Here is an 8,716-nt window from a genome sequence, read left to right on the forward strand (position 1 = left end):
AGCTGCATAGCAAATCTGAATTGCCCAAAAAGAAGACTAAGAAAAACCCGTTAACAAAAGAGGATAAGGAGAAGAATCAAGAACTTGCCAGTGAAAGAGTGGTTAATGAAAATGTTATCGGTATGCTCAAACGATTTAAAATCATCTCTGACAAATATAGAAACAGACGAAAAAGGTTTTGCCTCAGATTCAATTTGATATCGGGAATTTATAATTGGGGGTTGAATATATGAGGTTATGCAAGAGGTCCTTAGTAAAAAGAGTAGCGAACATCACGAAAGAACGAATATTATAGCAGGATTAGTGAATAGTAATTCAAGAGCACCTATGGTATTTAATGGTCCATGCAATACACTATTATTTGAAAGCTAGGTGGAGAATGTTTTAATTAAGGAATTAAAGTCCGGCCAAGTTGTAATTATGGACAATGCTTCTTTTCATAAATCTAAGAAGACAAAAGAATTGATTGAATAGTAAATTGCAGGATCATTTCTTTGCCTCCACATTCACCAGATCTGAATTCAATAGAGAAATTTTGGGCTAATATGAAACGATGGATTAAAAATCAAATTACTGCCAGTAAGAAAGGCAAAAGAGAGAGATATGCAATACACTCCTTCGTATCACTTATACCGCTAACAAATCCTTGTAGCTCTTTTAATTTGACTCGCGCTTAATTTGGGACACCTCTTCATCGCTATACTCTATCCATCTTAGTGCGTTCCTGAAGGATTAGATCTATAACTACCTCATCCTGTCCATCTATAAGATCTAAAGCTTTTGATTTGCATCGTCAGAGTGTTTCAAGGAAAGATTTATTACCTTTTTTTATCTATCTGCCCAATTCTACATATAATATTTGAAACTAGCGGACTTAGTATCATCATCAACAATATTAACAAAAGCATTTTAGGTAATAACCAAAGAAAGCACAGGCCAAGCCCAATAAAAATACTCACAAAGCCACATATATCCATTAACCCAACAGCCTGTATTTTTGCGCGAAGCCCAGAGAAGCGCAGTAAGCCAACCATGCTAAGCGCTAACACTATCAGGCCTAAGGCAATAAGCAAGAAGCCTAAACATTTTATAAGAAAAAGCCAAGTAACTATGGTAAATATGGCAGACATGTAAGGCACGTTAATAAATTAATAACCGGGTAAATATTTATTCACTACGCTGTGCGCTATTTAAAATAGCATCTCTACGCCTCCTAATATTATTGCGCAGGGCAGCAGATAGCTTGCTATTTTTACACTCCTGTTCACTCCGTCTTTGCATACTACGAATATCATCACGAGTATCATTACGCATAGCATCTGCGGCGACATCTTCATTCAGCATGATCGTTTACCTTTATAATCGCTTTTCTTTTGAGTTGATTTAATGCCATTTGCGCGCCATGCCCTACTTTCTTCTGTAGCACAAATCCAGTCGCGTTCCGTTTTTCATTGTCTGTTAGATCATAAAAAACTCTCTGAGTTAACAAAACAAAGACTAAATTGTTATTATAATAAAAGAGCTTACTAGGAGCGTTAATGCATAGATCAGATGCTATAGATTGCAGTTGATGATCTAGTAAGTTCAACTCGCCACTTATTTCTTTTTTCTCTATTTTATCTAGTTTAAGTTTGCGATAGTCTGACCCATGCATGATTTGCATTCTTATCTTTGCTAACTGCTGCTGTATTTTTTTATCATCACTCTTAGCGCTAAACACAACCATGCTCACCTTTGGTATTTTAGTGGACCCGGCTAACAACACTTTACTCAGTTCGTAATCTGAAACATCAGGCTGCTTACCTTGAGGCATAAAAACTTGATGAAACAAGATGTCAGTGCGAATATACTCCTCTAACGCCTTAGGATCAATGTTATTGTTTTTGAGCATTTGCACCAAGCCATCAGGCGGTAATTTATTTGATTTGCTAATTTCTCTTATTTGCGCTTGCACTACGGCATCTGAAACCGCCATGCCTTGTTTCTTAGCGTATTGATATATCAATTGTCTATCAATGAGTTGCTGCAGAGTGGCATTGCGCCATTTTGGTCTATCTTGATCTAAATCTACATTATTAAACAACGCCATCATCCTCATTGCATGGTCTAAATCATACGCTGTGATTGGTTTGTTATTGACGGTAGCCACAATGCTAGCTAGGGCGCTAGATATGCATAAAAAACAAAGCAAACATGCTCTTAAAAGAAATTTATTCATTAGCTTCACGAACCATATTTGTTTCATATATCATTTTGTTATTTTATTATTAAAAAATATTATCATTTAATATGTTTTAATACGTTACATCAATTATATATTATCTATATATATTTATATTATGTTACTTTTTATTATTTAATTATATTTCGACATATGCGACGCACTATTATTATCGCTTAAAGATTAACGAGAGATTAAATCCGCTCTCAGGTTTAATACCATAAATAAGGTTTTTAGTATAACTCTTATATACACTAAAATCAAAACCTATGCAATCCATAAAGAACGTAGCGCCCACCTTGTTATACAGCACCTGGCTACGAGCAAAGCTAGCGTTAATCCTCATTTCATTTTGCAATGACCAATATTCATTAATCTTGAAGTTAAGTTTATAGTATAACTGGTTCACTGGATCTGTTCCATAACCTGAATTGCGCATAAGCAAAGCATTATAGGAATCTGAGATCATAATCAAATTCAGCGAAAGGTCAATTCTGTCATAATTTAAATATAAACCTACTTCATCCAGGATTGGTTTTAACTTCTGGCTCTTGGTAAATTTATACACCAACTCCATATTTTGAGCAAGAGATATTCTTGCCCTACCCACATTTTCACTCTTTGTATCATCGTTGATATTCCTACCCTGGCCTATAAATAATAAACAATAGCTAGCATCGCGCGCAAAGCCATATTTTACACCATACGCAATACGAGTACCAAACTCGCAGCCATAAATACCACCGTAGTGATTAGACTCAAACAGATTATTTTCCGAGATAATATATCGTTTCTTGTCAAGTGCGTTGAGTATGTTATCATTTTTTTTGGCTTGTCGCCCAATAATCAATGAGACGTATGGTTCTAACAAAAAATTAATTTTAGGTGCGCGCGAAAACTGCGCGATGCATGGATAGCGCAGAATTTCCTGAAACTCTGGTATATTGCGCGTGTATTTTAGGTTATATATTCGATACACATCGTTTCTATTGCTAATGCTAGTATTAAAGACGCAACCTAAAGGAGAAAAGTAGTTATGTATTAACTGCGCTCTAGTGTTTACTACTGTATTATATCCTGAGAGATCTGAGGTATAATTCACGGTTTCATTCGCTAGTACTATTTTGGCATTGGAAAAATTTGGTATGTCAAAAACCTTTTTAAACTTAAACTGAGGTATTGCGTTTACATCTTGCTTGAGTGATTTAATGGGATTTGTGTTCTGTAGAGACACGAAGTATAGAGTTAGAAAATCATATACATTAATCTTTTTTGCATAGAGTTCTGAAGTTAAGTATGGTTTATATATTTGATAATAGTTATTTAAAAAACTAACATCAGAGACTCTATTGAACAAAGCGCCATAACTTACGCCCTTCGCATTCCATGCAGAGTCTAATGCGCCATAGAATTCCGACTTGCCATGTCGATTATGCAAGAGGCGTGCGTTGCTATAGTCATATGATAGTTGGTAGTATCCATTTTTGCCAAGATATCTGTTTTCTATACCCCATATATAATAATTCTCACCAAATTGGCGACCTATGCGAGAATTTAATGTTATGTCAGACGACTTATTTATTGGTATGTAAAATGGAATGATTATTGAATCTAAAAAAACCCTAGGAGTGAGGAATCCAACGCGCGCAGAGGCGTTAGGGGTAGGGCAAGAAAAGTATGGTAAGTAGAATAACTTTTTGCCATATAACTCAAAAAAGACGTTTTTAAATACGATATCTTCTTTTTCCATATCTATGTGCATTGTACTTGCAGAAATATTACATAAAGGTATATCCTTAGATGCATCACAATGCGTAAAATGGGCGTCGTACAGTATAAACTGCTTCGCCTTACTTTGCGAGGCGAAGGCTGCTGAAAACAATGCTTTTTGCCCATCTTTTTTAAACTTTAAGATGAATTTTTTTACGAGCCATTGTTTCACTTGATCATGTAGAATGATAGTTTGCCCAAAAAATTTCTCGCCTTTGGTATTTTGGATAATAATATTACCTTCGGCCCATAAAAAATCGTTCACCGTATCATATAATACCTTTTCTGCACTAATACTGTATTCTGATGTTAATATCTGAATATGCCCAGTAGCGTATACTATTCTTTTGTCACTGAGATACTCTATTTTATCCGCTTTAAATAATTCAAACCTGTGGTTTCTTTTCACAAAACCAAAAACTGTGTGATGAATGCAAAAAATGCATAAAATTACCGTGTAATAGCGTAAGAAAATAGCAAAGATTTTCATCTTTTTAGTTGTAAGTAAATATTTTGTTGATTATAATATACATATGTTCTACTGAATTATTAGTTTCTTAGATTGATCTAACTGCTATCATTTCTATATTCATCACAATTACTTAAGTGAGGTTCTTCTACTTTCTATGACACAAGATCTTTTAATGGTTAAAATTATTGATGCAAAGGGTGATTTGCTAGAAATATTAGCTAATTCAGTTATGCTTCCTGGAGAGCAAGGTAGTTTTATGGTATTGCCAGATCATACAAACATATTATCTCAGTTAAAATCTGGTTTAGTCGTGATAAATCAACAAGATAAAGAACTGCGATATTTTTTACGTATTGGAATAGCACATATTATCAAAAATAGGGTTGATATACTGAGTAATGAGGTGATCTTAGATCTGCAAGAGGCCGATGCTAACAACATACACAACGAGGTGCAAAAGTTAGAAGAAGCCCTATCTCATGGTATAGGTAATTTAGAAAATATCAACAACAAATTAACTTTTTACCGCGAATCTCTGAGAATTTTAGCGAAATCGTAATCTTCATCATATACGCGGTATCATCTCCGTCGCTATTGCATTTGTAATTTAATTTATAATTTATATTTGAGTTCGTATGTCTAACGTATACATCGCATTTGCTAAACGCAGCGCCATCGGGTCTTTGCTAGGTTCTCTTTCTCATTATTCTGCGCCTAAGCTAGGAGCGGAGTTGATCAAGCATTTATTGACGGAAACTAAGATAGATCCGATGTGCCTTGATGAAGTGATCATGGGCCAGGTGCTTACTGGAGGGGTGGGGCAGAACCCCGCGAGGCAGAGCGCTGTTTTTGGCGGTGTGCCTCATCAAGTGCCAGCCTTTACTATCAATAAAGTGTGTGGCTCTGGTATGCAGTCTATTATTTTAGCTTTTAATGCGATTCTATCTGGTAATGCTCATTTAGTTATTGCCGGTGGGCAGGAGAGTATGTCGCAGTCTATGCACGCTCTTTACATGCGTAAGGCTGTAAAGTTTGGGGGGCAAGAGGTGTTGGATATGATGTATAAAGATGGTTTGAGTGACGCCTTTTCCGGCGAAGCGATGGGCGTGACAGCGGAAAACATCGCATCTCGCTTCAATATTTCTAGACAGGAACAAGATGAGTTCGCGTTTAGCTCTCAACGCAAAGCGGCAAATGCTATAAAAGAAGGTTGGTTCACGCAGGAAATTCTGCCTCTTGCCTGCCCTAAAGAGCAGATCTTTCTGCATGACGAGCAAGTGCGCGCTGATACTAGTTTAGAAGGGTTAACTAAGCTAAAAACTGTGTTTAAAAAAGACGGAACTGTAACTGCCGGTAATTCTTCTACTATTAACGATGGCGTTGCGGTGACTCTGATTTGCTCAGAGCATGCGTTAAAAGAGCATAATCTGACGCCTATTGCAAAAATAGTGGGCTATTCTATGTCTGGCGTTGACCCGAATATTATGGGCACGGGGCCGGCGGTGGCTGCGAAGAGGCTTTTGGATAAAGTGCAATGGAATGTGAATGATGTGCTTGTAGAGTCTAACGAAGCTTTTGCTGCACAGGCTATTTATGTTAATCGGGAACTTGCATGGAATACTGATGCGGTTAATGTGTGCGGTGGGGCAATAGCTCTTGGCCATCCTATAGGTGCTAGTGGTTGTAGAATTGTGGTTACTCTTATTCATCAACTTAAAAGATTGAAGATGCAGAAAGGAGTGGCAACTTTGTGTATAGGAGGTGGTATGGGGCTTGCTATGGCTATAGCTGGCGTTTAGCTGGCGTTTTAGTTGTTATAAGTTATTATAAAAAATAATTAAATAAAGAAATGGAGATTTTAGAGCGACGTTGAAAAGTAGTGTGGTATGTATGCAAGAACAGCAGCGCGATTTGCTGAAGATTCTGAATGAGCTTAAAGCAAGAGAGTCAATAGACCTCTTGCATAACCTATTCCGTGGGGTAATTTTGTTGTCAAAACTCCTTTGCGCTCCTCATATACTAGAGTATGCTGCGGTGCTCAACGTCATTTTTCCTAAAAATTCCTCTTTCATTTTTAGGTTATGCAAGAGGTCTAATCTTTCATCATCCAGAGAAATTTGGTACAACGAAATTGGATATCGAGGATCAGATGTGCGATGAATTTTGGGAAGTTGGTGCGTCTGGACGGGTTTATACTAGAGCTGATGTGATAGGAACCCTAGTAAAGCGTTATAGCGACTCAAATTATCAAGATATCTGGGGCATAGTATCCTATAATTTATGTAGTGAGAGGTGGTAGAAGTGGCTTAAATATAGGGGATTGAAGTAGTATGAGGATGTATTTTCTGATGATGCATAATATACTACTTCAAGCGCTTACATTAAACCTTTCTTGGAAAAAATCAAGGATAGAATAGACCTCTTGCGAAACTCATTTATACTGGCTCCATGTTATAAATAGCTGCAATCAAATTGAATCTGAGGCCAAACCTTTTTTCGTCTGTTTCTATATTTGTCAGATATGATTTTAAATCGTTTGAGCATACCGATAACATTAGACCTCTTTCGAAACTATAATATATATGTATAGTAAAGGTGTGTCAATAAATATAGTATGGTTTTATAATTGAAATACGAACAAGTAAAAAATTTATCAGCTGAGCAATTCAGAAGATTAACGGGAGTTAAGCGTAGTACGTTTGATAAGATGATACAAATATTAGAGGAAGCTGATAACAAGAAAAAAACTAAAGGAGGTAGAAAAAATAAGTTGAGCATATAAAATCAGCTATTAATGGCGTTGGAATATATAAGGGAATACCGCACATATTTCCATGTTAGTCAAAGTTATGGAATAAGCGAAAGCTCATGCTACAAAGGAATTAAGTGGATAGAAGATACGCTCATCAAGCATCCAGATTTTGCTTTACCTGGTCGAAAAGCATTACTTAAAAGCAATATGGAATATGAAGTTGCGCTGATTGACGCAACAGAGACGCCTATAGAGCGCCCAAAAAAAGGGTAAAGAATAAGAAGCGTATTAAGAGACGTAATAATAAACAAAAACAATTTTATTTAGGCAAAAAGAGAAAGCATACTTTAAAGACGCAAGTTGTCGTAGATAAAAAGACGAAACAAGTAATACGCACTGCTTTTGCAAATGGTAAACGGCATGATTTTAGGCTATTTAAAGAGTCGAGAAAAGATAAATCCTTCTATAAAAGCTATTACTGATACTGGATATCAAGGCATACAAAAGCTGCATAGCAAATCTGAATTACCAAGAAAGAAGAGTAAGAAGAACTCCTTAACAAAAGATGATAAGAAGAAAAACCAAGCGCTTGCTAGTGAAAGAGTTCCAAATGAAAATGTTATCGGCATGCTCAAACGGTTTAAAATCATATCTGACAAATATAGAAACAGACGGAAGAGATTTGGACTCAGATTTAATTTAATTGTAGCTATTTATAACATGGAGCTAGTATAAATGAGTTTCGAAAGAGGTCTAATTAAATTCCGTTCCTTATACAATCCTTCGTCATACTCCCTTGATACTTCTCTTCTTGCTCTGGAAGCTAGACCTCTTGCGTAAGTATTTAATTAACAATTAGCCAATGCGAGGGGTGAAGAAGGTTGTTCGTGATTATTTTAGCATCAAGCGGCAAGTAATTTATTAACGAAATCATTTTTGAAATTAACAATTCCAGTAACAATAGACCTCTTTCCTAACTCTACTCCTGATGGCAACTGTGGCGACGCTGTCGATACTCGAGTCCTCACGTACTTCATACGCTGCGGCTCTGGGACCGTTGCGAGATGAGATTTTAGAAAATTTTGTAGTTAAAATTTTTGTTTGAGTGATTTTATAAGGATTTTGCTATTAAAAACTGCATAGTTTTTTAGTCAAATCAGAAATTAATCTCATTTTTAGCTGTTTTAGTTTTGTTATAAGCCTAAATAGATGTATTTTTACCTGTTTTATGCAGCAAGGACGGTTAAACGCTTTAAATTAAAACAGATTGCATTCATAAATTCAGCAAATTGATTTTTTGCTATTCCTACATATCGCAGTCGTTTATTATTCTGAGCAAACACCCTTTCGAAAGGAGATCTAATGTAAGTATAATAGCGGTCGAGATCAAAATTCTTTTCCTTCATATTGTTTTTCTTAATAGCACATAGATGAACTCCCTTACGAGCCGCTGCTATCCTGGCGGGAGCAACGCAATAACCTTTGTCAGCATATGTAGCTC

The 8,716-nt window shown here is 36.2% G+C and carries 11 protein-coding genes and 3 pseudogenes; 7 read left to right on the forward strand and 7 right to left on the reverse strand.

Going from position 1 to position 8,716, the window contains the following annotated elements; translation table 11 throughout:
• Both Sarmat_RS05025 and Sarmat_RS06905 read left to right on the forward strand, forming a co-directional pair.
• On the forward strand, window positions 1-233 hold a 233-nt coding region (locus Sarmat_RS05025), incomplete at its 5' end, for a transposase family protein (protein WP_202149714.1).
• 261 nt (window positions 234-494) lie between these two features.
• Window positions 495-677, forward strand: a complete 183-nt coding sequence (locus Sarmat_RS06905) for a transposase (protein WP_244127151.1) — start codon at window positions 495-497, stop codon at window positions 675-677.
• 141 nt (window positions 678-818) lie between these two features.
• Here Sarmat_RS06905 and Sarmat_RS05035 read toward each other — a convergent pair whose 3' ends face one another.
• The 4 genes from Sarmat_RS05035 to Sarmat_RS05050 form a co-directional block, all read right to left on the reverse strand.
• Window positions 819-1,130, reverse strand: coding sequence for a monovalent cation/H(+) antiporter subunit G (locus tag Sarmat_RS05035; RefSeq protein WP_202149715.1), 312 nt, complete (start codon window positions 1,128-1,130; stop codon window positions 819-821).
• Between the two features lie 37 nt (window positions 1,131-1,167).
• Window positions 1,168-1,344, reverse strand: coding sequence for a hypothetical protein (locus Sarmat_RS05040; protein ID WP_202149716.1), 177 nt, complete (start codon window positions 1,342-1,344; stop codon window positions 1,168-1,170).
• Window positions 1,334-2,245, reverse strand: a complete 912-nt coding sequence (locus Sarmat_RS05045; protein WP_202149717.1) for a SurA N-terminal domain-containing protein — start codon at window positions 2,243-2,245, stop codon at window positions 1,334-1,336. The genes Sarmat_RS05040 and Sarmat_RS05045 overlap by 11 nt, the downstream gene beginning before the upstream one ends.
• 145 nt (window positions 2,246-2,390) lie before the next feature.
• A complete protein-coding gene (locus Sarmat_RS05050) occupies window positions 2,391-4,400 on the reverse strand; it encodes an LPS-assembly protein LptD (RefSeq protein ID WP_202149718.1) in 2,010 nt (669 codons plus the stop codon).
• A gap of 217 nt (window positions 4,401-4,617) precedes the next feature.
• Here Sarmat_RS05050 and atpC point away from each other — a divergent pair, with 217 nt between their 5' ends.
• From atpC to Sarmat_RS05070, 4 genes are all read left to right on the forward strand, one after another.
• Window positions 4,618-5,022 carry an ATP synthase F1 subunit epsilon gene (gene atpC, locus Sarmat_RS05055; protein WP_202149719.1) on the forward strand — a complete coding sequence of 135 codons (405 nt, stop codon included), beginning with the start codon at window positions 4,618-4,620 and terminating at the stop codon, window positions 5,020-5,022.
• 76 nt (window positions 5,023-5,098) lie between these two features.
• The gene (locus Sarmat_RS05060; protein ID WP_202149720.1) at window positions 5,099-6,262 is read left to right on the forward strand and encodes an acetyl-CoA C-acetyltransferase; all 1,164 of its coding nucleotides are present in this window, start codon (window positions 5,099-5,101) and stop codon (window positions 6,260-6,262) included.
• 160 nt (window positions 6,263-6,422) lie between these two features.
• The gene (locus Sarmat_RS05065) at window positions 6,423-6,623 is read left to right on the forward strand and encodes a hypothetical protein (protein ID WP_202149721.1); all 201 of its coding nucleotides are present in this window, start codon (window positions 6,423-6,425) and stop codon (window positions 6,621-6,623) included.
• Window positions 6,613-6,762 (forward strand): hypothetical protein, encoded by a 150-nt coding sequence (locus Sarmat_RS05070; protein ID WP_202149722.1) that lies wholly within the window; start codon window positions 6,613-6,615, stop codon window positions 6,760-6,762. Before Sarmat_RS05065 ends, Sarmat_RS05070 begins: the two co-directional genes overlap by 11 nt.
• A 136-nt stretch (window positions 6,763-6,898) precedes the next feature.
• Here the strand turns inward: Sarmat_RS05070 and Sarmat_RS05075 are convergent.
• Window positions 6,899-7,019: pseudogene (locus Sarmat_RS05075) on the reverse strand (IS5/IS1182 family transposase); the annotation flags it as partial.
• Window positions 7,020-7,089: 70 nt separating this feature from the next.
• Between Sarmat_RS05075 and Sarmat_RS05080 the strand changes: the two are divergent.
• A pseudogene (locus tag Sarmat_RS05080) lies at window positions 7,090-7,950 on the forward strand (IS5 family transposase).
• Between the two features lie 167 nt (window positions 7,951-8,117).
• Here Sarmat_RS05080 and Sarmat_RS07120 read toward each other — a convergent pair.
• Both Sarmat_RS07120 and Sarmat_RS05085 read right to left on the reverse strand, forming a co-directional pair.
• A complete protein-coding gene (locus Sarmat_RS07120) occupies window positions 8,118-8,252 on the reverse strand; it encodes a hypothetical protein (protein WP_279611759.1) in 135 nt (44 codons plus the stop codon).
• 189 nt (window positions 8,253-8,441) lie between these two features.
• Window positions 8,442-8,716 (reverse strand): annotated as a pseudogene (locus Sarmat_RS05085) (hypothetical protein); the annotation flags it as partial.

It is taken from the genome of Candidatus Sarmatiella mevalonica, assembly GCF_016751895.1.
GTDB lineage: Bacteria > Pseudomonadota > Alphaproteobacteria > Rickettsiales > Rickettsiaceae > Sarmatiella > Sarmatiella mevalonica.

Excerpts from the sequence above, each read along its gene's own strand:
- Sarmat_RS05060 (WP_202149720.1), top strand. The coding sequence starts at position 5,099 with ATGTCTAACGTATACATCGCATTTGCTAAACGCAGCGCCATCGGGTCT.
- Sarmat_RS05040 (WP_202149716.1), bottom strand. The coding sequence starts at position 1,344 with ATGCTGAATGAAGATGTCGCCGCAGATGCTATGCGTAATGATACTCGT.
- Sarmat_RS05045 (WP_202149717.1), bottom strand. The coding sequence starts at position 2,245 with ATGAAACAAATATGGTTCGTGAAGCTAATGAATAAATTTCTTTTAAGA.
- atpC (WP_202149719.1), top strand. The coding sequence starts at position 4,618 with ATGACACAAGATCTTTTAATGGTTAAAATTATTGATGCAAAGGGTGAT.
- Sarmat_RS05035 (WP_202149715.1), bottom strand. The coding sequence starts at position 1,130 with ATGTCTGCCATATTTACCATAGTTACTTGGCTTTTTCTTATAAAATGT.
- Sarmat_RS05070 (WP_202149722.1), top strand. The coding sequence starts at position 6,613 with ATGTGCGATGAATTTTGGGAAGTTGGTGCGTCTGGACGGGTTTATACT.
- Sarmat_RS07120 (WP_279611759.1), bottom strand. The coding sequence starts at position 8,252 with ATGAAGTACGTGAGGACTCGAGTATCGACAGCGTCGCCACAGTTGCCA.